A 22,340-nucleotide genomic window follows, 5' to 3' on the forward strand; every position below is an offset into this window, starting at 1 on the left:
GCCGGTTCGACATCTCCGGTCACAGCACGCGAGGAGCGGTGCGCGCACCGCCCCTCCGTGGATACCATCAGGTGTTGCCCGACAGCACCCGGCAAGATTGTGGATGTGAGCACGCGGCGAGTCACTCCCGATAGCAAGTGATGGGACTGTTCCGAGGTGCGTCCTGCCTCGGAGGGATACGCCTGGAACAGAATACACCGTCGGATGTGGTAGGGGCGGGGGCTCGATCCGCCCCAACCACAAGCGGGGGCAGGCAGGCGCTGCACGACGCACGACACCGGGATGGTCAGCGGCATCATGCGTGAACGACGCCCGTCCGTCGCTGCATCGGCAGCCGGTGGCCGCGCAACCCGCCCTCGCGGCGCCCCGCACCCATCAGCACCCCTTGATAAGCACGGCCTGTTGCAACGTCCGGCACATCTCCGGCGAGCCGTTGCTGGCAATCGGTGTCATCGTCAGCCGATAGCCAATCCCGCGCATCGTGTGCACATAGCGCGTCTGCTGCGGATCCGGCTCCAGTTTCCGGCGCAGATAGGGCATCCGGGCTTGCACCAGGCATCTGAGATCAGGGTCACGCCGATGGTACAAGTGGACCGCAAGATCGCGATACCGGCACACCATCCCGTTGTACCGTGCGAGAGACGACAGCAGCCGGGCTTCTAAGAGCCTATCCGGAATACCCTGTCGCAGAAGAAGATCGGTTGGGGCGCAGCGGCGCTGCGTCCGTCCATCGATCAGGTTTCATCCGCTGTACGGTGAGACGATTATTCGGAGCGGCGCTTCGTACCGCTCACACCGGTATGCTCCACACCCGCAATTGCCGCGTTTTTTTCGTGTAACTTTTTGGCCGCTCAAACGGTTTCTTTATCGAGCACCGTTTTGAGCGCCAGGAAAACACGATGAATGGGAAACACCACCACCCGCTGCCCGTTGCGCTGCCGCCGTTGCCCCTGCATCCTGCCCAGCGCTGTGCTACAATACCGGCAGACCCACCTACCACAGCAAGGAGGAACTGCGATGACCCATCCTACCGTCACCACACCGGCGTTGCCACCGGCCGACGACCCCTTCCGCTACGGCTGGCGCTACGTCCGTCGGCCTACCCCCGACGACCCCGACCACCTCGAACCGGTGCCGCTCACCCTCGAAGATGTGTTGCATCCCGACGTGGGAGACTTCATCGTGCACAGTGACCGCCACGAAACCGACCGGATGTACCTCACCGCAGTGCTGCGCGCCCGGCTCGAAGCGTACGGGCGGGCTATCGTGCTGAGTGACGTGCGGGTGGCGTGGGACGTGCCCGACCTGCGGCCGCACGGGCCGGACGTGATGGTCATTCCGGGACTGCGCGAGCGGCGCGACTGGAGCACGTTTGACGTGGCGGAGGAGGGGGTGCGACCGGCGTTGATGATTGAAATCACCTCGCCGGAGACGCGGGAGAACGACGTGGTGTGGAAGGTGGCGCACTACGCACGGGCGGGGGTGGCGCAGTATGTGATTGTGGACAACATTGGACGGCGGGGGGAGCGGCAGCTCCGGTTGCTCGATTACCGGCTGGTGGGGGACACCTACCGGCTGCAACCGCCGGACGAGCGGGGGTGGGTGTATCTGGAACTGGCCGACCTGTGGGTGGGGGTGGAAGGCGACCACGTGGTGTGCTACGCCGACGACGGCACGGCGTTTGGCGACTACGCGACGGTGGTACAGCAGGCGGCAGAAGCTGAGGCGCGAGCCCGACGCGAAGCGGCAGCGCGGGCGGAGGCGGAAGCACGAGCGCGAGCAGCGGAAGAACAGGCCCGGCGCGAAGCGGCAGCGCGGGCCGAGGCGGAGGAACAGGCCCAGCGAGAAGCGGCAGCGCGGGCCGAGCTTGAAGCCCGTCTGCGTGAGCTAGAGGCCGAGTTGCGGCGGTTGCGTGGTGGATGAGCGGAATGATCAGCGATACGTACAGCAGCGCTCCCCCTATCGCGATGGACGATAGGGGGGCAACATATCCAATCCTCGGTCACCTTACGATACTTAGGATGCGGGCCAGAGGCCCGCGCACCCTGGCAAAGGTGCATCATATCCAATCCTCGGTCACCTTACGATACTGAGGATGCGGGCCAGAGGCCCGCGCACCCTGGCAAAGGTGCATCATATCCAATCCTCGGTCGCCTTACGCTACACTGACGAAGGTCTGTATGTGTGCTGCTTCATCCAGTTCTCGAAGTGTTCCGAACTCGAGCACGTTGAAGAGCTGTCGAGACCGTACATCTTTCACATCAGAAGTCTGCGTCTGAGCATGCGGCATCTTTCCTGGCCGACGATTACCAATGGTAAGCGTGAGGTTGTCTGCCATGACGTTTGCAGGCGCTTATGCGCAAGGTATCAGAGCATCTGCCCGATATACGCGCATCAAGCATGATCACTCAGAGCCTGATCAAAAACCCGGATTTCTTATTGGGAACGTATCGTACTCGCGCAATCATTGCGTGAGGGACTGCCAACATGCTTTCGCGCCAGCCACCCCACGTTCACCCTTCCTCGCCTTTTACGGGAGAGGAAGGAGGCCAGGGAGAAAGTGAGGGCCGTCAGCTGTCCATCACCGTTCCCTGTACCATGCTGGCGATGCTATGGTCGCGCCTTAGTAACAGCCCAGGTGTTTGATGAGGCACTGAGGTGCTCGCCACTTCAGCCGACACCCCTGCTGAGCGCCTGATCAAGACCACGAGTTTCTGATCAGGATCTGAGAGGGGGTGCAACGTTTCCAACCCATCTAACTGCGGTCAAGAGAGAAAGAGTCGTTGAGGGATGCCGACTATACACTGGACAAGCGGGCTGGGGGCATGCCCCCAGGAAACTCTTCTGTCTTCATCCTTCTTGACACTACACTCCCGGTAATGTTATCATCACGAATGAAAAACGATCTTCGGGGCAGGGTGAAATTCCCGATCGGTGGTATAGCCCACGAGCGTGTTGAGAGGCACGCATGATCCGGTGCAACTCCGGGGCCGACGGTTACAGTCCGGATGTAAAGAAGATCCAGATATGGCGAGCGAGGGCAACGGCGCACTGTATGCCTTGGCCTTGTCTGCATTAGCGGCAGCACAATCATCTGTCGCAATTCCGTATCTGTCCCCCGAAGAGCGTTCGCTCGGCGGGGTTTTTTCATTGCCCGCCGCGAAAGGAGTTGTTGAGATGCAACAAACACTACCAATGCCAACCGTATCGCCGCGGGCGAAGATCTTTCGGCACTTCGAGCGGCCTGCTCTTGGCCTGCCGGTAACACTCATGATTCTGCTGCTACTCTGGCAAGCTGGCGTAACGTTTAGTGGCTATCCGGCCTTTATTCTTCCTTCCCCAACCCTGGTTGCCGGACGCTTCTGGCAGGCGCTGAGTAGTGGGATACTCTGGCAACATACCTCGGCGACCCTGAGCGCTGCCCTTGGCGGGTTTGCGCTGGCACTCATCATCGCCGTCGTACTCGGCTACACACTGGCGCATATACGCTGGCTCGAACAGGCTCTGGCACCGGTATTGGCCGCCAGTCAGGCAATTCCGGTGGTGGCGGTGGCACCGCTGATCATCCTCTGGTTCGGTACCGGTATGACCTCTAAAGTACTGGTCGCTGCTCTGATCACCTTCCTGCCGATCCTGATCAGTACTATTGTGGCGATCCGCAGTATTCCACGCGAACTGATTGAAATGGCCTATATCAGCGGCGCTCATCGCTGGCAATTATTACGCTACGTCGAAGTGCCACTGGCGCTACCCGTGCTCTTCGGCGGTATACGAACCGGTCTGTCGCTGGCAACCACTGGCGCTGTCGTTGGGGAATTCGTCGCCGGACGGGTCGGTCTGGGGGCGCTGATCAATATTGCCCGCGGGCTGTTTGACACACCGCTGATTTTTGTTGCGTTGATCACACTGGCTCTGATTACATTGATACTCTACATTCTGGCAGGTTTACTAGAACGACTATTGGTTCGTTGGGAAGCATAGGAATCGATCTCTTTTTGATGCTGTTTTTAGGGAGGAATATTTTTATGAAAGGACGGTTCTTTTTATTCTTCGCAATACTCTCAATGATGTTAAGTTCTTGCGGAACATCCACTCCGACAACAGCGCCAACAACGGCCCCAACTGCGGCATCTGCACCGCAGGCACAACCAACGCTGCGCCGTGTTACACTGGCGATGTCGTACATTCCCAATGTACAATTCGCGCCTTATTATGTGGCAGCCGCTAAAGGATACTACACTGCGGAAGGCATTGAGGTCATATTCGACTATAACTTCGAGAACGATGTATCGCAGCGGGCAGCGACCTGGCCGGCGAGTGGGGTTGAATTTGCCACCACCAGCGGCACTTCTGTCTTACTAGCGCGCCAGCAGGGATTACCGATTAAAACGGTGATGTCCCTCTACCAGCGGTTCCCGATTGCCTTCTTCGCCAAAGCCAACGTGCCTTTGCAGAGCGTCAACGATCTGCGCGGTCAGACCATTGGTATTCCGGGTCGGTTTGGCGAAAGCTTCTACGCCTTGCTTGCCGCACTATACGCCGGGAAGATGACAGAGGCAGACGTGGTAGTGCAAGAGATCGGTTTTACGCAGACGGCTGCGGTCATGGAAGATAAAGTATCGATAGCGACCGGCTATGCGATGAACGAGCCGGTACAATTGCGCGAGCAGGGCATAGCCGTAAACGTCTTACTGGCCGCCGATGTCTTTAATCTGGCTGCCAACGGTATTGCTGTCAGCGAGGCATTGATTCAGCAAGAACCCGAGCTTGTGCGCGGCTTCGTGCGGGCCAGTCTGCGCGGATTAGCCGATACCCTGGCAAATCCTGATGAAGCCTTTGAACTGAGTCTACAGTTCGTTCCTGAAGCACAGCTTGGCAATCCCGACCTCCAACGCAAGGTGCTGATCGAGAGTCTACCGTTCTGGCAGAGCGACATGACGTCTCAGTATGGCCTGGGCTACACTGATGGGCAACTCTGGGCGCGCACCGAAGAATTTATGCGCGCTGCGGGTCTCTTGTCGGCACCGGTTGATGTGCAGAAGGCGTTTACGAATGAGTTTGTGCCCGGCGGATCGTACTGATCCGAGCGAAGAAGTGACGCTTAGAGAGGCGCCCTGTCCGTGCGCCTCTCTTGTTTATGCACGAAGAACTTGCCGAGAATGGTGCAGAAGTGGTACATTATGGTGTACATGTCTGGAGAAAACAGCGTCAATGCAACATGATACTGCATACGATAGAGGTTCTGAACTACAAATGCCTTCGCCACATTCGGCAAGAGCTACAGCCCTTTCAGATTCTGGTGGGTCCCAACGCCAGCGGGAAAAGCACCTTTCTAGACGTGGTCGTCTTCCTGCAAGACATCCTTCGCAACGGTTTGCAAAAGGCCGTACAGAAACGCGCCCGTTCCATACGAGAACTCGTCTGGCAGATGGGTGCTGAACCAATCGAAATCGCTGTCGAACTCCAGATTCCAGAACATCTTCACAGTAGAGAAAAGGAAGACTCTCGCATACGTTATGAACTCCGCATTGGCACTGATAATGCGGGAACGCTCACATTCCTGGTCGAGAATCTCTGGCTTGTTCGGAAGCACGCACAGACTGCCCGTGTGCTGCACGATAGACCAGAGATAGTATTCCCCAAAGAACGTCAACCACCAACATCTATCGTGAAAGAACCCAGGAGACGGGTGCCGCCTGGGTATCGGAAAGTGATGTCCCGCACTGCTGACGGTCGGATGTATGTGCGCTCTGAAACATCTGAATGGAATTTTCCCTTGAATGCCGGAAAGGACCGGGCCGGTCTCATTCTCATTCCCGAAGAACAACGTTTCCCGGTAAGCATCTGGCTGCGCAATATGCTTACAGAACAGCTCCACTTTGTTACGCTGAACAGTCAGGTGATGCGCTGGCCTTGCCCTCCAGAAGCACCTAAAACATTTCAGCCGGACGGCTCTAATCTGGCGCTGGTTGTGGAACGGCTACAAGATCATCCCGTGCGATTACACCAATGGGTAAACCACGTGCGCACTGTCTTGCCAGCGATCAGCATGATCTCCATTAGGGAGCGAGAAGAGGATCGCTACCGATACCTTGTGGTAGAAACTGAAGAGGGCAGGCAGCTTCCCTCGTGGCTTCTCTCAGATGGAACGCTACGACTTTTGGCAATGACGGTTTTGGCGTATCTTCCAGAAGAGATGGGCGATGGGCATTTACATCATTGAAGAACCGGAAAACGGTGTGCATCCTCGCGCTCTCGAAGCTGTGTACCAGTCACTTTCTTCTGTGTATGAAGGTCAAGTATTCTGTGCAACCCATTCACCGATCTTTTTGAACCTTGCTACTCCAAATGAACTTCTCTGCTTTACGCTAAATGAACGCGGTGCAACTGACATTGTTCCTGGCAACCGCCATCCGTACCTGAAAGAATGGCGCTCTGAGGTGTCTTTAGGCAACCTTTTGGCCAGTGGGATTTTGGGATGAGCAACGGACAGCAAAAAGACCTAGTTGTGCTGGTCGCAGATTTGGATATGGAATACGCTATACGCGGATTGTTAGGACGTTCTCATGCGCTGGGAATACGAGAAGGTCTTACCTTTAATATTTTCAGACATCCTGAACGCGATCTAGGCGTATTACGTCAGGCTCATGAATTTCTGAGACCTTTGCGAGCAAATTACCGATACGCACTTGTCATGTTTGATCGGCAGGGTTGTGGGAGAGAACGCAGAAGTTCATCAGATTTGGAAAATGAAGTCGAGCAACTTTTGCGGGTTTCAGGATGGGAAGATTGCTATTGCTGTGCCACCATGGTTTTAGATCCCGAGCTAGAAATCTGGGTCTTTACAAATTCTCCTCATGTCGTTACCCTGATTGCAGACGGCGATGAAGAACTCTATCGTAGGACACTCGAAGCCTGCAACTGCTTTCCCAATGGAAAACCTCGCGCCCCGAAAGAGGTAATGGAGAGCCTACTAAGAATCAAACGTATTCCCCGCTCGCCAGCACTTTACGCGGAACTAGCCAGACAGGTCAGTCTCACCAGATGTCAAGATAGAGCATTTCAGCGATTACGCTCAGTCCTCCAGCAATGGTTTCCAGCCTGACGATCTAGGTACCAGCACTCACCCCCGCCTAAGCCGCACACTCAACCCGGTGTAGCGTCGTTCAACTTCTGTCGTGGCAACCGCTGTCGCAACCGCACGCCGATCTCCGACAATTACGACTAACTGACGAGCACGGGTGACTGCCGTGTAGAGCAGATTGCGCTGCAATAATGGCTGATGGGCAAGCAGGAGCGGAATAACAACGACCGGGTATTCGCTCCCCTGGCTTTTGTGAACACTGAGCGCATACGCAAGGGCAAGGTCATCAAGATCGAGACCACTGTAGCGTATCGTGCGGCCATCCTCGAAGCGCACGACAACGGTCTGTTCTTCTGCCTTAATCGCAATAACTTCACCAACATCGCCGTTGTACACATCACGGTCATAATCGTTACGCTGCTGGATCACTCGATCACCTACTCGAAAAGTAGTCCCGCCGCTGTGGTATTCGGCAACCCCAGGACGCGGCGGATTGAGGGCTGCTTGCAAGGCTGCATTGAGCGCAGCAACCCCGGCCACTCCTTTGTGCGTGGGACTGAGAACCTGAATATCACGGCGCGGATCGACTCCGAACCGGCGCGGAATGCGCTCGACAACCAGCTCTACGGTTAGAGCTGCACAACGTTCCGGCGTATCAGCAGCAAAAAAGTAGAAGTCGTCGTGTGCTCCCCATTCAGGCATCTGACCGTCGTTGATCCGGCGGGCATTGGCAGCAATTCCACTACCGGCAGCCTGGCGAAAGATCGCATCAAGATGCACCCGTGGCACGACACCACTCTCGATCAGATCGCCAAGGACGCGACCAGGGCCGACACTCGGCAGTTGATCGGCATCACCGACAATCACTAAGTGCGCACCGCCAGGCAGGGCTTTCAGAAGCTGATTCGCCAGCACAATATCGAGCATACTCGCTTCATCAATCACCAACAGGTCGCAGTCGAGCGGGTTATCGGCGTTGCGCCGGAATTCGCCGTCAGGGCCGTATTCGAGCAAGCGATGAATTGTGCGCGCTTCGATACCGGTCGCTTCACTCAACCGCCGAGCGGCCCGTCCGGTGGGAGCGGCCAGCAGTGGACGATAGCCACGAGCACGCAAGAGCATAACCAGGGCGCGCAGGCTGGTGGTTTTTCCGGTGCCCGGCCCACCGGTGAGTAACATCACCGACGTTGTCAGCGCAGTACGCACCGCAGTGCGCTGCTGTGCACTCAGGTTCATACCGTGTCGCTTTGCCAGGTGGGCAAAGACAAGCTCCCAGCGACTAGGTACATAGTGGTCGGCCATGGATGAATATTGCTGGAGAAGGCGGCGAATAGCATTCGCCACTCCAATCTCGGCAAAGGCGAGCGGCGGCAGATAGATCGGGTATTGATCGGGATCGGCAGCCGTGACAACCGGATCACGCCAGAGCTGATGATGTGCCAACATCTGGGTAAAGACATCAGATACCGCAGCTTTCGTCACCGAAAGGAGACCGGACGCACGTTCAATCAGCTTGACCATCGGTAGATAACAGTGACCATCATTCGAGGCCTGACCTAGAGCATACCGCAAACCAGCAGCAATCCGGCGTGGATCATCGCGGGTAATGCCAAGACCGGTTGCAATGGCATCGGCAGTACGAAAGCCCACTCCATCCACTTCATCAGCCAATCGATACGGCTCCTGCTGCACCACCCGTAAGGCGTCATCACCGTAATGCCGGTAGATACGCACCGCAACTCCGGTTGGCAGGCCAAGGTCTTGCAGGAGCAGCATCACATCCTTAATGCGCTGCTGTGCTCGCCAGGCTTCGGCAATCAACGCTGCCTTCTTGCGACCCAGCCCTGGCACCTCGCAGAGTCGCTCAGGTTCACGATCTAGTACATCGAGTGTGTATTTCCCAAACGTTTCGGTAATCCGCTTCGCAGTAGCCGGCCCAACACCTTTAATCAAGCCACTGCCTAAGTAGCGGCGAATGCCGTCAATCGTCGCCGGTAGACGGGTGCGATACCGCTGCACGCGAAACTGACGACCATGGGTCGGATGATCACACCATTCCCCTTCGAGAATGAGTTGCTCACCCGGTTGTACACCGATCAGATTCCCAACAATCGTAACGGTATGACGCTTGCCGGTGGGTCGTAGTTGGGCCACGGTGTAGCCGTTGCTTTCACTCTGGAAGGTAATCCGTTCGAGGATGCCATCAAGTTCGTGCATATCGAGTTAAGCCGTTTTGGGTTACTTCAGTCGGTGATCAATCCGGCATGACAATTATAGTCACTCTGCACATACAAAGAGAAGGTATGCGGCGTAAACGGTCAGGACGAGTTCCCAACCCGCCTATAGCAAGACCATGGTCCAAAATACCGGCCCGTTCTTGCAAGCGATGGCGTGCTGATGCGGCGCGAGAGGACGTAACCGGAACCACCCCAAGATGCTGGACAGAGAACGGGGGAAGGGAAGAAGACAAGCGTGCACTGACTTCCGCGCAGTTCCTGGAATGCGCGGCTGAAACCCATCGGTTGGCGCATCAGTACCCTATCGGGTAGATTGACCCTTCCTGTCGGTAAGATTGTCACGACGATGTATCTTTGCCCGCCATAGCTTTCAAACACCGCAATCACTTAAGGGGGACAATGTGTGGTGTCGGTTGGCCGTGCAACACCGCCACCAGATTTTCAGCAGCCAGGGTCGCCATCCGCAGGCGGGTGGTGAAGGTCGCACTCCCAATGTGCGGTGTAAGCACAACGTTGGGCAGCGTCAGCAGCGGATGATCAGGGCTGATCGGTTCACGCTCGAAGACATCGAGACCGGCAGCCCATGGCCGACCGGCGCGCAAAGCGGCAACCAGGTCATCTTCGCGCACCAGTGGCCCGCGGGCAACATTGACGAACACACTGGTTGGCTTCATACGGGCAAATTGCGCTGCGCCAAACATCCCCCGCGTCGCTTCGGTCAGCGGTGCGGTGACCACCACAACATCGCTTTCGCTTAGCAAATCGTCGAGTGAGCGGTAGGTAGCACCCAGTTCAGCTTCGACGTGCGGATCAGGACGGCGATTGTGGTACAACAAGCGCATTGCAAAGCCTTGCCCACGGCGGAGAACCGCCCGACCGATCCGGCCCGCTCCGACCACGCCTAACGTTCGCCCGTAAATGTCTTGCCCAACCATCTGCATCGGGTACCACGGCCCCCAGCCCCCCTGTTCAATGAGCTTGTGACCTTCGACAACGCGGCGGGCAGCCGCCAGCATGAGCGCCCAGGCCAGATCGGCAGTTGTCTCGGTGAGGACATCTGGCGTATTGGTTAAGGTGATCCCACGCGCTGCCAGTGCTGCCCGGTCGATGTTGTCGTAGCCTACTGCCATGATGGATACAGCGCGCAAAGAGGGTGCAGCGGCAATCACATCGCGATCAATCCGGTCGGTGATTAAGCAGAGCAATCCCTCTGCCTCGGCAACCCCACGTAACAATTCTGCACGAGGGATCGGAACTTCCACCTGATCCCACAACGTTACTGCACAGTGCTCGTACAAGATAGCCAGCGCCGGATCGGGCAACCGGCGGGTAACGAACACTCGTGGTTTTACCGCATTCATACGCTATCAACCTTCAGCCACCAGAATGACGTGAAGCTGGGGCGGCCCGTGGATGCCCAGCGAGAGGGTCATTTCAATATCAGCCGTGCGCGATGGGCCGGTAATGAAGGTGAGATTGCTGGTGGGACCAAAAATCTCTTCACCATAACGTTTGAGCAGGATGGTCAGTGCTTCCCCAAGACCACGCACCAACTGACGTTCAAAGACAATCGCGATGTGACACGGCGACAGGAGAGAAGCAAGCCGCGGACGACCGGGGCCATGGCGCAACAGCAGTGTACCGCTCTCGGCAATCGCCAGCTCAACCCCCGACAAACAGATCGGGATCGGTTCCAATTCTTGCAAGCGGGCTTGTCGCGCCTCACCGCGAATATCGGCGATAGCAGGAGTTACGCCATGGGCAGCCAGTAACGCAGCCAGGCCGGGTAATTCAATCTGGTCAACATCCCAGCCGATAACCTGCCTGGCTTGCGTCTCGATTATCAGTTGCTCGATTATTGCCAGCGCCTCTTCAGCAGTTGCAACACGGTAGGCTTTTCCTTCAAGTTTTTGCACCTCGGCCACAAATTGCCCGGCCAAATCATCCTGGGCCGGTAACACAAACGGCGGTGGTTCGTGGGTGACACGCGCAGCTTCAGCCAACAACTGTGGCCGGTTCGCGTTCAGGCTGATTTGAATAGCGGCTAATATCTGATCACGGCTCATCCCTGTACTCCAATTGGTCGCTCGTAAAACAGTGAAAGTGGATCGTCGGGGTAGTTCCCAAACGGCCCGATGCGGTAGAACCCAGCCCGTTCGTAACAGCGAAGAGCAGCAGGTTGCAGAATACCCGTTTCGAGCCGCAACAGTCGGCACTGATGTGCAGCCGCGTAAGCGATCAGGTGTTCGATCAAACGCTGGGCCAGCCCCATACCTCGAAACATCGGACGTATGTACATCCGCTTCACTTCACCGTAATCAGCGTAGAACTGTACACCACCGCATCCAACTGCTTCACCGTTCACCCGTACAACGAAAAAATCAACCTTCTCGCGTATCAACTGCTCGATACTGTAGCCATGTTGGCTGGTCGGTGGATAGAGTGGCGCCAGCTCAGCATCTAATTCGGCAATCAACGCTTGTGCATCAGCGGTGTCCGGTCGCTCGGCGTGGATTGAAATCTGCATACCGTTCATAGACTTCAGACAACATCACACTTCATTCTGGTGTCGTCGTTTCTGATGCTCAGCCCACAATTCCCGAAACGTCTTTGGTGGTGGCGCCGGGAAATCACGCTGCTTCGTCCAGAGGTGTAACGGTGGTGGTAAGCGGCGAAAGCGACCTTTGCGGGCCAGGATGCGGCTGAACAGCCGCGCTGCCTTCCCACTCGCCCGGTAGATCGCCGGATGGGTCATTGTCAAGGTATAACCACGAATAGCCGCCTTTTCGAGCGGATGCGCTTTCCCAGCCTGTACTGCGTCGGCCCGGTGCCGCAAGAGCATGTCGGGAATTGCAATGCGCACCGGACAAACTTCCTGACAGGCGCCACAGAGTGAGCTAGCCTGTGGCAGCAGATAAGCATCAGGCAGATCAGGCTGCAATAACGGGGTGAGAATGGCACCGATTGGTCCAGAGTAGACACCACCATAAGCATGACCACCGATCGCCTGATAAACCGGGCAGGCATTGAGGCACGCACCACAGCGGATACAGAGCAGCGCCTCGGCGTACTGACCGCCTAACATTCGCGAACGACCATTATCGAGGAGCACGAGGTGAAACTCTTCGGGACCATCGGCTTCACCGGGACGAGCGGGACCGCTGATCAGGCTGGTATAAACGCTCATTTTCTGACCGGTTGCCGAACGCGCCAGCACCTGCAACATCACGCCTAGATCGGCGAGACGGGCTACAATTCGCTCAATGCCCATAATCGCAACATGGATGCGTGGCACTGTCGTAGAAAGACGGGCATTGCCCTCATTTTCCACAATCACGATTGCACCGCTATCGGCCACCCCAAAATTAACTCCACTGATCCCCATATCGGCGCGTAGAAAGCGCTGTCGTAACGCACGCCGGGCCGTGCGGATCATTGGCGGCACCTCAGTCGTTGGCGGCATTCCCAAATGCTGCTCGAACAGAGCACTCACCTGTTCGCGAGTTTTGTGGATGGCGGGAGCAATAATGTGCGACGGCGTTTCACCTGCTAGCTGGATAATGTACTCACCCAAATCGGTCTCGACGACTTCAAACCCAGCGTGCTCCAGGGCTTCATTCAGATGAATCTCTTCAGAAGCCATCGACTTCGACTTCACAATACTACGCACCCCGCGCGCACGGGCGAGTTCGATAATATAACGGCGCGCTTCCTCTCCATCGCTGGCCCAACAAACATGACCACCACGTGCCTCGACATTGGCGGCTAATTGTGGCAACAGCTCATCAAGATGTGCTAACGCATAGGCACGGATCGCCCGCGCCTGATCGCGCAAGCGGTCGGCCTCACACAATGCCCCGATAGCACTGGCCCGATTACCAATAAAGCGTGTCGTTGCTCTGTTCAACGCAGTTTGCAACGAAGTATCGTGGAGGGCCTGGTCAACCCGATCGTAGAACGCGATAGTTTGCGTCATAGGACGTATTTCTTCCAGGCACGGCAACGGAAACGGGATCGTCGGCCTATCACCGACCGGTTTTTCCCTCACCGTGCATCAACCATATTTGCCAATACTTCAGCGAGATGTCGAGCACGGATAGCACTTTGACGACGGCTCAGCCCACCGGCAATCTGCGTCATACAGGAAACATCACCGGTTACCAGCAGGTCTACTTTTGTTGATTCAATCGCTTCCAGTTTACGTTCGAGCATTGCAGTAGAGATACTGGCCTGCTTGATCGCAAACAGACCGCCAAATCCGCAGCACTGATCACAGCCAGGCAGTGGTACGACTTCCGCACCTGCCACGTGGTGCAGCAACGTGCGCGCCTGCTTACCTAAACCCAGAAAGCGCAGCCCGTGGCAGGCATCGTGATAGGTGATTCGACCGCTAAAGCGGGCACCAACATCGGTCACCCCTAATATGTCAACCAGATATTCGCTCCATTCGTAGGTGCGATGTGCCAGTTCTTCGGCAGCAGCGGCAAACGGTGTATGGGCAAATAGCTCGTGATAGAGATGACGAATCATTGCTGCACAAGAGCCTGAAGGCAATACAACATCACCCTTTCCACGCAGTACTTCCAGTGTGCGGCCGGCGATTATGTAGGCGTCATCACGAAAACCGGCATTGAAGGCCATCTGACCACAACACAACAGGTCATTGGGTACCTCAACCTTCACACCCTGTTGTTCGAGCAGGCAAGCCGCAGCCATCCCAACCGTTGGGTAGAGCTGATCAACAATACAAGTCGAAAAAAAAGTAATGCGACGGCTGCCAGTAGTCACGGTCTCATCTCCTCTGGGGCTGAAAGTGTATTCAATTAGCATTATAACTCAAGTTGCCGCACCCCCTGCAGTGCGCAGAGCAGAACAGAATGCGTCGGTAACCACTCTCCCTCTGGAATGTATCAGGGAATGGTGGCATGTGTCACTGCACAGTCGGGACAGGTTTTTCGAGCCACTGCCCGGTAACTGTATGGCGTGTCACGCACAATACTTATGCGCTCAAGACAATCACTGAACCACGCAGTCACGTGGGTGCACGCCTGGCAGCCGTCGTTTGTCGTATCAAAGCGACTCTCAAGTTATCTTCTGTTACCACGAGGGGTTAAGAAGGAGGTGAGCGATGTCGGTCATGCTCCGCAGGGTGGACGCAGCAGTACAACGCTCCGACAAGGCGTACAGCGGGAAAGGTACGGTGTTGAACCACGTCTTTCCTTCCAGCGTGCGAAAAGGATAGAAGGGAGGAGGAACGGCAATTCCTTCGTGTCAACTCGTACAGCCTTATGGTGTTGGCGTAAGACTTGGCCGTGGTGTTGTGAGCAGGGATGGAATGACCAGCGTTTGGCCGACTTGAAGAACATTTGGATCGGTAAGATTATTCGCAGCTACAAGCTCATCAACGGTTACCCCAAAACGTTCGGCAATCGCACTGAGTGTATCACCAGCCTGCACAACATAGAGGGCTGTAATCACAGGAGTCGAACGTGACGCACTAGCGTATGCGGTCGCCGTGGCATCAATATCGATAGTGGGTGCGGGAGTAATGTCGAGAATAGCCGGAAAGGTCGGACGGTTGTGCCGAGGCGGATCGGGTAGACAAGCGGACAATCCCATGCTACTTGCGCCGATTATGAGAAACACGACACAGAGCCAGAGCTTATACCGCACGGTTGCCACCTCATCGCCGCCACAACGTTGATTACGACAAAGTATTGTAGCAATCTGTCTGACCGGAGTCAATGGTGGGTGTCGGCCTACTCACCAAGAGTTCCTCAGCATTACTCAAGACCCAGGCGGGATCGATGACAGCCATACATTCAGGTGGATTAGTCGCCCGTGGGCAAGTGGCAAAAACGCCGCACGGACTACAGGGAAGACCCGCGCTCAACACGCGCTGGCGCTGGGGATCACCCCACGGCCCGAAGCGGAGGGGATCACTGGGACCGAAGAGATGGAGGGTAGGAACACCCTGGCTCACAGCAATGTGTAACGGGCCACTGTCTACCCCGATAACCAGGTTTGCCCGCCCCAACAGAGCTGCCAGCCGGTCAATGGTCAGTTCCTGGCTAAGCGCAAGTAGACCGGGTGGCGCAGCAGCAACGATCGCTGCCAGTTTCTCAGCTTCGTTCGGACTACCGGTGAGGAGAATGCGGCGTCCTGGTCGGTTCAGGCCGTGAATAAGAGTAATCCAGTGGCTATGCAGCCAATGTTTGGTGAAACCGCCAGTACCCGGATGAATGATGATCAGGTGTTCATCGGGTTTGAGCTGCTGTTGGATCCAGACAGTCGCCCACTCTTGTGCGGCGTGCGTTGGCGTGTAGCGCAATGGTCCCGAAACAGCAGGAACACCAGTAAGAGCGGCAACAATCTCCAGCGCCTGGTGGGTAACGTGTTGGCGAGGACGGTACGGGAGTACTGTGCTCAGGAACGGTGTGCAGAGCGGATGCGCAAAACCAATACGCTGCGGAATACCGGCCAAGAGCGCAAGTGCTGCTCCCCACCAGTGATCATCACGCAGGATCAGCGCAGCATCGTAAGACTGTGCGCGAAGCCGATAGGCGGTGCGTAGCAAAAGCAGGTACGGCGCAAGAAGCATCGGCTTAGGACCAGACCGATCAAATCCCGGAAATGGCAACGTCTCCAGCTCATCGATTTCAGCAAGATTCTGCCACATCGTAGCCGCCCACGGCCCGACCAGCGCAGTAATACGGGCCGCAGGAAGTGCCCTGCGCAGCGCATGCAATGCCGGCGTTGCCAGCAGGAGATCGCCGAGATGATCGGGCTTGATCAGCAAGACTTTTCGGGGAGGATACACCGCTGAGCGACGCACGAATGGCCGCGCAACCATCACCAACCAGCGGAGCACAACGTATCGCATAGGCAGGTTAAAAGCCAGAGGGTTTGCTTCACCCTCTGGCTTTGAAATTAGAACAAGAGTGCACTAGCCTCACGGGCAAGCTGACGGAGCCGTTCTGCATCAGCCTGATTGGCCCGCTTCTCCTCTTCTGCGGCACGTTCATTAAGCCGACGAGCCAGCTCTGGCGTAATTCGTGTCATATTTTTGCGTAGCAAGCGCGTTGCCTCAACGGTCGTCTCTTGGGCCAGGAGTTCGTTAATAAAGCGATCTTCAGGCGACAGTCGTGAGTTGATGATGTCTTGGGCAGCGTCGGCCAATGCTTCAAGTTGCTTGACCAGATCGTCACTGCCAGCGTGCCGGGCAGCGGCGATGCTCGCCGAAATGACGGTTAGTAATCCTTCATCAACTTCAACAGCCCGTTCTCGTAGGGCAGCAACCGGATCGGGCGTCGCCAGGACAGCATCGATCAGAGCGCTTCCCCGTTCAAACATCTCCTGGGCAGCGCGATCAATCGCTTCGACTAACTCTAGAATGCGGGAGCGACGCTCGGTGAGCTTTTGGGCAGTCGTGTTGTCACCGGCGGCCGAAGCTGCCTCAATCTGTTCGGTCCACAACTGGAAGAAACCATAATCGATCAACGGACGCAACTCTTGCACAACGGCAGGTAACTCTTCGTCGCTAACCGAACGCAGACGTTCAATAGCAGCGTTCAGTTCTTCAGCGGCTGCCTGGGCCGTTATTCGCGCCGTATATGCAAGCAATTTTTCCCGTACCCGTACCAACATCGTACGCATCTGCGCCTGAGCATCATTGGTCGCGTTAATGAACGCATCAAGGGTCGCAAAGAATTCCGGCGTCAGTTCCGCCGAGTAACGTTGCAGCGCGGCTGTAAATTGTTCGTCCTGATCAACTGTGTTCACCAGTTCGGTGAGGATTTCGACATACCGATTCTGCCGTCGCAAATCTTCCGCCGAAACCCCATCGGCCTCGTAAATTGCTTCGATGAGCGATTGCAAGCTCAGAAAACGACGTGGGGCAAGCAAATAGCCACGTGGCGCATCGTTAGGCAATGCACGGAGTAAAAATGCCGACGCATCACCGATGAAACGATCAATCTCCTGCGGTTGACTATTGAGTTCTTGCGGAACATAGACCAAAAAGAGCTGTTTCCCGGCATCGTGGTAAATGAGCGGAGCGCTGAGCATGCTCGCCATTCCACAGCGTGGACAAACAGCAATATTGAGTTGACCGGTAAGCAGGGCTGCTTTCAATTCAGGCTGCTCACCACCATCTACCAACGTATAAATGGCCGTGCGGAAACGAGTCCCACAGGATGGACAACTCAGTTGAACCGGTTGTGGCGGTGCCGAAGGCATTGGTTTTCTCCAGTGTCAAATCTCTTCACTAGTCGCTGATTATACCACTCGTCGCCCAACTACGGCGTAGAGGGGATCACTGAGCCAGTGGTGAGGCGAACGATCAAGACACCGGATTTCGGTAAAGCCACCGGCCAATTCAAAATAACAGCGTACTAGTTCGAGATGCTGACGGTCGTTAGTCGCCAGCCAAATCCGTACTGCTTTACTGGGAAAGCAGCGATTGGAAAAAGTTACAATGAAAGGACCACCTGGCTTGAGAATACGTGCCACTTCGGCAAACACCTCTACCGGGCGCGTCATATATTGCACAGAGACGGTACAGACCACTCCATCAAATGTAGCATCGGCAAAGGGTAATTGTGGATTGGCATTGAGGTCGTGAATAACATACTCGTGAAGCTGTGGATTGAGCCGCATCTCCTCTTCATTCAGGCCAAGTCCAACGACCCGCGTTAGCGGAATGTCGGTCGGCAGATGGCTAACATAACTGCTCATCAGATCGAGAATACAGCCACCTTGCGGTAATTCTTCACGAATAAGTTGAGTAACGGCCTGACAGGCCAGTTTGTCAATGTGCGCTGTTAAGCGGGGATACAGGTAGAAGAGCCGATCATCGCTCTCATCGTAACGTTCAAAGTACTCGGGTGGAAAACCACTCTGCCGCACTACCGTCCTCTTCTCGTATGTTCATCCTGATGTGCATCGTATTGGGCAACACCAGCTATCTCTAGGCCAATCACAGCAAAAATCGATAATCAGTTCTCACCTTAACAGACGTGAACCGAATTACACCAAAAAAAATAGCGCTATGTTATAGTATAGGTCGGTTTTCAATCTGAGCGCAAGGGCGAGCTTGCAGCGAGGGTATGATCATGCGGGCAATCCAAATTCATCAGACCGGTGGACCAGAACAGTTGCAGGTGGTTGATGTGCCCATCCCCGAACCCGCACCGGGACAGGTGCGGATAAAGGTTGCGGCTGCCGGGGTCAATTTTATTGACATTTACCATCGTACCGGTCTCTATCCACAACCGCTACCATTCACGCTGGGCTTAGAAGTAGCCGGTACGGTTGATGCCGTGGGTGAAGGTGTGACCGAATGGGCAATTGGTGATCGCGTTGGCTGCACGACGGCTATTGGTGGATATGCCGAATATGCGCTAGCGGCCGCCGATAAGCTGGTACGCATACCCGATAACGTCGATCTAGAAACAGCAGCAGCGGTGCTCTTACAGGGCATGACAGCGCACTATCTGACCTTAAGCACCTTTCCCTTGAAAGCGGGTGATACGTGCTTAGTACATGCAGCGGCTGGCGGTGTCGGTCTTTTACTGATTCAGATTGCCAAACGCCTGGGGGCGCGCGTCATTGGCACTGTCTCTAGCGATGAAAAAGCTGCGCTGGCACGAGCAGCCGGTGCCGATGAAGTTGTGATCTACACCCGTGAGTCGTTTGTTGAGCGGGTACGCGCTTTCACCAACGGTCGTGGAGTCGATGTCGTCTACGACTCGGTTGGCGCAAGTACCCTCGAAGGTAGTCTCGACAGCCTCCGGCCACGGGGAATGTTTGTGACCTTCGGGAATGCCAGTGGCCCATTGCCGCCCATCTCACCATTGATGTTGAGCAGCAAGGGATCGCTCTTCATGACGCGACCAACGCTGTTTCACTACATCGCTACGCCTGAAGAGTTGCGCTGGCGCGCCAACGATTTGTTCACCTGGATTGGCGCCGGTGAATTACAGGTACGGATTTACCGCCGCTATCCCTTGCACGAAGCGGCTGAGGCCCAGATCGCGCTTGCCAGTCGCGCAACGACCGGCAAGCTGCTTCTGATCCCGTAACTTACGGAACGTTGGAAACATCAACAGATTTCAGATGGTATCTACGTCGCGGAGATGCGCAAATCGGCGCGCTGCGACGTTTTTTGTATCATTGTCATGGAGAGGAGTCATTGCAATGCGGTTGGTGATGAAGTTCGGCGGCACCTCGGTTGGCAGTGCCGATGCCATTCGACGTGTGACCGAAATTGTTGGTTCGTATGCCCGTGATCATGAAGTGGTCGTGGTGGTTTCAGCAATGAACGCGCCTGATCTGCGTACCACCGATACCCTGATTGCGGCAGCAAAGGCGGCTGCTGCCGGTAACGGCGATGCGACGGCACAAATTGCACCACGTCTGCTCGATCTCCATATGCGTACCGCAGCAGAAGTAGCTTCACCGGCGGAATGTGCTGCGCTTGAACCACAGATTCAGGCGATGCTCGATTATATGAGCAACCTCTCGCGTAGCATTGCCGTCTTGGGAGAATTGACACCACGTGCTCTCGATCTGTTTAGCGGGCTTGGTGAGCGGCTCAATGCCCGCTTGATCGCTGCCGCCTTCCGCAGCGCCGGCATTGATGCTGAAGCAATTGACGCAACCGAATTAATTGTAACTGATGAACGTTACGGGAATGCCTCACCTATCGAACCCGACACTCGCGAGCGGTGCCGTGCCCGACTGTTACCCATGCTGGCAGCCAAACGAATACCGGTAGTCACCGGTTTTATCGGTGCTACACGGGCTGGTGTACCAACCACGCTTGGGCGGGGCGGTTCAGACTACACCTGTGCCATTCTCGGCGCCGATCTCGATGCCGATGAAGTGTGGTTCTGGAAAGAAGTTGATGGTGTACTCTCGGCCAATCCCAAAGTCGTGCCCGAAGCACGAACGCTACCCCGGCTCTCGTATGCCGAGATGGGTGAGATGGCTTACTACGGCGCTAATGTGCTGCACCCCAAGACGGTACAACCGCTGGTTCACCGGCGCATTCCGATCCGGATTCGCAACACTTTTAATCCGAGCCATCCCGGCACACTGATCGATGCCGAAGGCGATGGCGAAAGTGTACGAGCAATTACTGCAATTAAGGGGCTGAGCCTAATTACAGTTGGCGGGCCGGGAATGCTGGGCCTTACCGGCGTGGCCGCACGCATCTTTGGCGCCGTTGCCAGAGTGGGAGCGAACATTCTGCTCATTTCACAGGCGAGTAGTGAACAGAGTGTCTGCTTCGCGATACCGGGTGAAGAAGCCGAGCGAGTTGTGCGGGAGTTGCGCTGCGAACTCGACCGCGAATTCGCCGCCCACGATGTTGAGCATATCGGCATTATCGCACCGGTTGTCATCGTAGCAGTGGTAGGCTCCGGAATGCGCGGAACACCGGGCATTGCCGGTCAGGTGTTTGGAGCGCTGGGGAAAGCAGGTGTGAACGTGATCGCAATTGCCCAGGGTAGTACCGAAAATAACATCTCACTGGTCGTTGCCGAACCCGACGCCGATACTGCTGTCCGGGCGATACACGCGGCATTTGTGAAATAAGATGACCCTAAGCTTGAGTAGGGGTGGGTTTAGAACCTGCCCCTGCTAGTGTGCTGAGGCACCAACCGATGGTTTATCACCACGCACCGCACCCTGCGGGCCGGAGGCCCGCGCACCCAGGGAAATCAGGGAGGGGCGGGTTCCTCCCTGCTGGTGTGCTGAGGCGCCAACCGATGGTTTATCACCACGCACCGCACACTGCGAGCTGGAGGCCCGCGCACCCAGGGAAACCTGCCAGGGCGGGTTAGAAACCCGCCCCTGCTAGTGTGCTGAGGCGCCAACCGATGGTTTATCACCACGCACCGCACCCTGCGGGCCGGAGGCCCGCGCTCCCAGGGAAATCAGGGAGGGGCGTGTTCCTCCCCGCTGGTGTGCTGAGGCGCCAACCGATGGTTTATCACCACGCACCGCACCCTGCGGGCCGGAGGCCCGCGCACCTAGGGAAATCAGGGAGGGACGGGTTCCTTCCCGCTGGTGTACTGAGGCGCCAACCGATGGTTTATCGCCACGCACCGCACACTGCGGACCGGAGGCCCGCGCACCTAGGGAAATCATGGGGATCGGAAATATGAGCGTGTGTGAAAACCACGACCAAAATCCGATAACTCCGAAAACCCATACTCCCACCACTTAACCACTTCTCATAGTAGTCAAAATTTGGTATAATCAACTTTACAAGAATGGTACGGATCTGGTACGCGCTAGCGATCCCCCACTGAGTCCCCCTCGGTCGAGTACGGACGCAACGCAACCCCACCGGCCAATGAACCCTTCGTTGTTCTGTTAGAGGAGTAGCGAGCCATGAGCTTCGCAGACAAGACCCTTACCTGTCGGGATTGTGGGATGGATTTCGTCTTTACAGCGGGCGAACAGCAATTCTACGCCACCAAAGGCTTTATCAATGAGCCGGTGCGTTGCCCGTCTTGCCGGAAGGCGCGCAAGACCCAGATGAGCGGATCATCTGAACGTAGACGACCGGTAAACGCACCCTCAGAAACTCGCGAGCGAGTGAATTATAAGGTGACCTGTGCCGGTTGTGGTCAGGAGACAACTGTACCCTTCGTACCTCGTGGCACAAAACCGGTCTACTGTAGCGCATGCTTCAACCGGATGCGCAGTAGTCAGCGCACGACGTTCTGAGACATTGCCCGTAACCATTCAGAAGGAATAGCAGCAAACCACACCTCGCCTATATCCACTACGGCGTGATGCGCACAGGGTACACCCGATGTGCCGGTTTGTTGATCAGACGTATAGACTCTTCGACAATCATCGCAATCCGATCGTAGGGGTGAGGCAATGCCTCACCCCTACACGTGACGCCACCAGCATCAGACCTGTCGTACATCGCGTTGCTTCCATTGACATATTTGACGTGAAATGACAACGAGCTATTCAGATAGGCACTAAGCTAACACCAG

At 56.2% G+C, this 22,340-nt stretch carries 21 protein-coding genes and 1 riboswitch; of the genes, 9 read left to right on the forward strand and 12 right to left on the reverse strand.

Features of this window, described 5'->3' with window-relative positions; translation table 11 throughout:
• Positions 1-375: 375 nt before the first annotated feature.
• Positions 376-738 carry a helix-turn-helix domain-containing protein gene (locus QTO31_RS00510; protein ID WP_367620625.1) on the reverse strand — a complete coding sequence of 121 codons (363 nt, stop codon included), beginning with the start codon at positions 736-738 and terminating at the stop codon, positions 376-378.
• 279 nt (positions 739-1,017) lie between these two features.
• Here QTO31_RS00510 and QTO31_RS00515 point away from each other — a divergent pair, with 279 nt between their 5' ends.
• Positions 1,018-1,923, forward strand: coding sequence for a Uma2 family endonuclease (locus tag QTO31_RS00515; protein WP_301427752.1), 906 nt, complete (start codon positions 1,018-1,020; stop codon positions 1,921-1,923).
• 232 nt (positions 1,924-2,155) lie between these two features.
• Here the strand turns inward: QTO31_RS00515 and QTO31_RS00520 are convergent, their stop codons facing one another.
• Positions 2,156-2,338 carry a hypothetical protein gene (locus QTO31_RS00520; protein WP_301427753.1) on the reverse strand — a complete coding sequence of 61 codons (183 nt, stop codon included), beginning with the start codon at positions 2,336-2,338 and terminating at the stop codon, positions 2,156-2,158.
• Between the two features lie 562 nt (positions 2,339-2,900).
• Positions 2,901-3,025, forward strand: a riboswitch (FMN riboswitch).
• Positions 3,026-3,177: 152 nt separating this feature from the next.
• On the opposite strand from QTO31_RS00520, the gene QTO31_RS00525 reads away from it, so the two are divergent.
• From QTO31_RS00525 to mads4, 5 genes are all read left to right on the forward strand, one after another.
• Complete coding sequence (locus tag QTO31_RS00525) at positions 3,178-3,981, forward strand: ABC transporter permease (RefSeq protein ID WP_031460336.1); 804 nt, start codon at positions 3,178-3,180, stop codon at positions 3,979-3,981.
• Positions 3,982-4,025: 44 nt separating this feature from the next.
• On the forward strand, positions 4,026-5,081 hold the full coding sequence (locus QTO31_RS00530) for an ABC transporter substrate-binding protein (protein ID WP_301427755.1): 1,056 nt from the start codon (positions 4,026-4,028) through the stop codon (positions 5,079-5,081).
• A 137-nt stretch (positions 5,082-5,218) separates the two neighbouring features.
• Entirely contained in the window at positions 5,219-6,223 is a 1,005-nt protein-coding gene (locus QTO31_RS00535; RefSeq protein WP_301427756.1) for an AAA family ATPase, read from the forward strand.
• Positions 6,204-6,482: an AAA family ATPase gene (locus QTO31_RS00540; RefSeq protein WP_301427757.1), complete on the forward strand. Its 279-nt coding sequence runs from the start codon at positions 6,204-6,206 to the stop codon at positions 6,480-6,482. Before QTO31_RS00535 ends, QTO31_RS00540 begins: the two co-directional genes overlap by 20 nt.
• Entirely contained in the window at positions 6,479-7,105 is a 627-nt protein-coding gene (mads4, locus tag QTO31_RS00545; protein ID WP_301427758.1) for a methylation-associated defense system protein MAD4, read from the forward strand. Before QTO31_RS00540 ends, mads4 begins: the two co-directional genes overlap by 4 nt.
• Positions 7,106-7,123: 18 nt before the next feature.
• Here the strand turns inward: mads4 and QTO31_RS00550 are convergent, their stop codons facing one another.
• The 10 genes from QTO31_RS00550 to QTO31_RS00595 form a co-directional block, all read right to left on the reverse strand.
• Positions 7,124-9,301: an ATP-dependent RecD-like DNA helicase gene (locus tag QTO31_RS00550; protein ID WP_301427759.1), complete on the reverse strand. Its 2,178-nt coding sequence runs from the start codon at positions 9,299-9,301 to the stop codon at positions 7,124-7,126.
• A gap of 403 nt (positions 9,302-9,704) precedes the next feature.
• Complete coding sequence (locus tag QTO31_RS00555; protein WP_301427760.1) at positions 9,705-10,682, reverse strand: 2-hydroxyacid dehydrogenase; 978 nt, start codon at positions 10,680-10,682, stop codon at positions 9,705-9,707.
• Between the two features lie 6 nt (positions 10,683-10,688).
• Positions 10,689-11,387, reverse strand: coding sequence for a lactate utilization protein C (locus tag QTO31_RS00560; RefSeq protein WP_031460342.1), 699 nt, complete (start codon positions 11,385-11,387; stop codon positions 10,689-10,691).
• Positions 11,384-11,848, reverse strand: a complete 465-nt coding sequence (locus QTO31_RS00565; RefSeq protein ID WP_301427761.1) for a GNAT family N-acetyltransferase — start codon at positions 11,846-11,848, stop codon at positions 11,384-11,386. The genes QTO31_RS00560 and QTO31_RS00565 overlap by 4 nt, the downstream gene beginning before the upstream one ends.
• Before the next feature lie 24 nt (positions 11,849-11,872).
• Positions 11,873-13,297 (reverse strand): LutB/LldF family L-lactate oxidation iron-sulfur protein, encoded by a 1,425-nt coding sequence (locus QTO31_RS00570; RefSeq protein ID WP_031460344.1) that lies wholly within the window; start codon positions 13,295-13,297, stop codon positions 11,873-11,875.
• 68 nt (positions 13,298-13,365) lie between these two features.
• Positions 13,366-14,109 (reverse strand): (Fe-S)-binding protein, encoded by a 744-nt coding sequence (locus QTO31_RS00575; protein WP_301427762.1) that lies wholly within the window; start codon positions 14,107-14,109, stop codon positions 13,366-13,368.
• 498 nt (positions 14,110-14,607) lie between these two features.
• On the reverse strand, positions 14,608-14,994 hold the full coding sequence (locus QTO31_RS00580) for a LysM peptidoglycan-binding domain-containing protein (protein WP_031460346.1): 387 nt from the start codon (positions 14,992-14,994) through the stop codon (positions 14,608-14,610).
• 31 nt (positions 14,995-15,025) lie between these two features.
• Entirely contained in the window at positions 15,026-16,204 is a 1,179-nt protein-coding gene (locus QTO31_RS00585) for a glycosyltransferase family 9 protein (protein ID WP_301427763.1), read from the reverse strand.
• 47 nt (positions 16,205-16,251) lie between these two features.
• On the reverse strand, positions 16,252-17,559 hold the full coding sequence (locus QTO31_RS00590) for a CpXC domain-containing protein (RefSeq protein WP_031460348.1): 1,308 nt from the start codon (positions 17,557-17,559) through the stop codon (positions 16,252-16,254).
• A gap of 39 nt (positions 17,560-17,598) precedes the next feature.
• Positions 17,599-18,228, reverse strand: a complete 630-nt coding sequence (locus QTO31_RS00595; protein ID WP_301427764.1) for a class I SAM-dependent methyltransferase — start codon at positions 18,226-18,228, stop codon at positions 17,599-17,601.
• Between the two features lie 206 nt (positions 18,229-18,434).
• On the opposite strand from QTO31_RS00595, the gene QTO31_RS00600 reads away from it, so the two are divergent.
• The 3 genes from QTO31_RS00600 to QTO31_RS00610 all read left to right on the forward strand — a co-directional run bounded on the left by QTO31_RS00600 (position 18,435) and on the right by QTO31_RS00610 (position 22,059).
• The gene (locus tag QTO31_RS00600; protein ID WP_301427765.1) at positions 18,435-19,403 is read left to right on the forward strand and encodes a quinone oxidoreductase family protein; all 969 of its coding nucleotides are present in this window, start codon (positions 18,435-18,437) and stop codon (positions 19,401-19,403) included.
• A gap of 115 nt (positions 19,404-19,518) precedes the next feature.
• On the forward strand, positions 19,519-20,919 hold the full coding sequence (locus QTO31_RS00605; RefSeq protein ID WP_031460351.1) for an aspartate kinase: 1,401 nt from the start codon (positions 19,519-19,521) through the stop codon (positions 20,917-20,919).
• Positions 20,920-21,720: 801 nt separating this feature from the next.
• Complete coding sequence (locus QTO31_RS00610; protein WP_081910075.1) at positions 21,721-22,059, forward strand: zinc-ribbon domain containing protein; 339 nt, start codon at positions 21,721-21,723, stop codon at positions 22,057-22,059.
• Positions 22,060-22,340: the final 281 nt, after the last annotated feature.

The sequence above is a fragment of the Chloroflexus sp. MS-CIW-1 genome, assembly GCF_030444705.1.
In the GTDB taxonomy this organism is placed as follows: Bacteria; Chloroflexota; Chloroflexia; order Chloroflexales; family Chloroflexaceae; genus Chloroflexus.

Excerpts from the sequence above, each read along its gene's own strand:
- QTO31_RS00515 (WP_301427752.1), top strand. The coding sequence starts at position 1,018 with ATGACCCATCCTACCGTCACCACACCGGCGTTGCCACCGGCCGACGAC.
- QTO31_RS00520 (WP_301427753.1), bottom strand. The coding sequence starts at position 2,338 with ATGGCAGACAACCTCACGCTTACCATTGGTAATCGTCGGCCAGGAAAG.
- QTO31_RS00525 (WP_031460336.1), top strand. The coding sequence starts at position 3,178 with ATGCAACAAACACTACCAATGCCAACCGTATCGCCGCGGGCGAAGATC.
- QTO31_RS00530 (WP_301427755.1), top strand. The coding sequence starts at position 4,026 with ATGAAAGGACGGTTCTTTTTATTCTTCGCAATACTCTCAATGATGTTA.
- QTO31_RS00535 (WP_301427756.1), top strand. The coding sequence starts at position 5,219 with ATGATACTGCATACGATAGAGGTTCTGAACTACAAATGCCTTCGCCAC.
- QTO31_RS00540 (WP_301427757.1), top strand. The coding sequence starts at position 6,204 with ATGGGCATTTACATCATTGAAGAACCGGAAAACGGTGTGCATCCTCGC.
- mads4 (WP_301427758.1), top strand. The coding sequence starts at position 6,479 with ATGAGCAACGGACAGCAAAAAGACCTAGTTGTGCTGGTCGCAGATTTG.
- QTO31_RS00550 (WP_301427759.1), bottom strand. The coding sequence starts at position 9,301 with ATGCACGAACTTGATGGCATCCTCGAACGGATTACCTTCCAGAGTGAA.
- QTO31_RS00555 (WP_301427760.1), bottom strand. The coding sequence starts at position 10,682 with ATGAATGCGGTAAAACCACGAGTGTTCGTTACCCGCCGGTTGCCCGAT.
- QTO31_RS00560 (WP_031460342.1), bottom strand. The coding sequence starts at position 11,387 with ATGAGCCGTGATCAGATATTAGCCGCTATTCAAATCAGCCTGAACGCG.
- QTO31_RS00565 (WP_301427761.1), bottom strand. The coding sequence starts at position 11,848 with ATGCAGATTTCAATCCACGCCGAGCGACCGGACACCGCTGATGCACAA.
- QTO31_RS00570 (WP_031460344.1), bottom strand. The coding sequence starts at position 13,297 with ATGACGCAAACTATCGCGTTCTACGATCGGGTTGACCAGGCCCTCCAC.
- QTO31_RS00585 (WP_301427763.1), bottom strand. The coding sequence starts at position 16,204 with ATGCGATACGTTGTGCTCCGCTGGTTGGTGATGGTTGCGCGGCCATTC.
- QTO31_RS00590 (WP_031460348.1), bottom strand. The coding sequence starts at position 17,559 with ATGCCTTCGGCACCGCCACAACCGGTTCAACTGAGTTGTCCATCCTGT.
- QTO31_RS00600 (WP_301427765.1), top strand. The coding sequence starts at position 18,435 with ATGCGGGCAATCCAAATTCATCAGACCGGTGGACCAGAACAGTTGCAG.
- QTO31_RS00605 (WP_031460351.1), top strand. The coding sequence starts at position 19,519 with ATGCGGTTGGTGATGAAGTTCGGCGGCACCTCGGTTGGCAGTGCCGAT.
- QTO31_RS00610 (WP_081910075.1), top strand. The coding sequence starts at position 21,721 with ATGAGCTTCGCAGACAAGACCCTTACCTGTCGGGATTGTGGGATGGAT.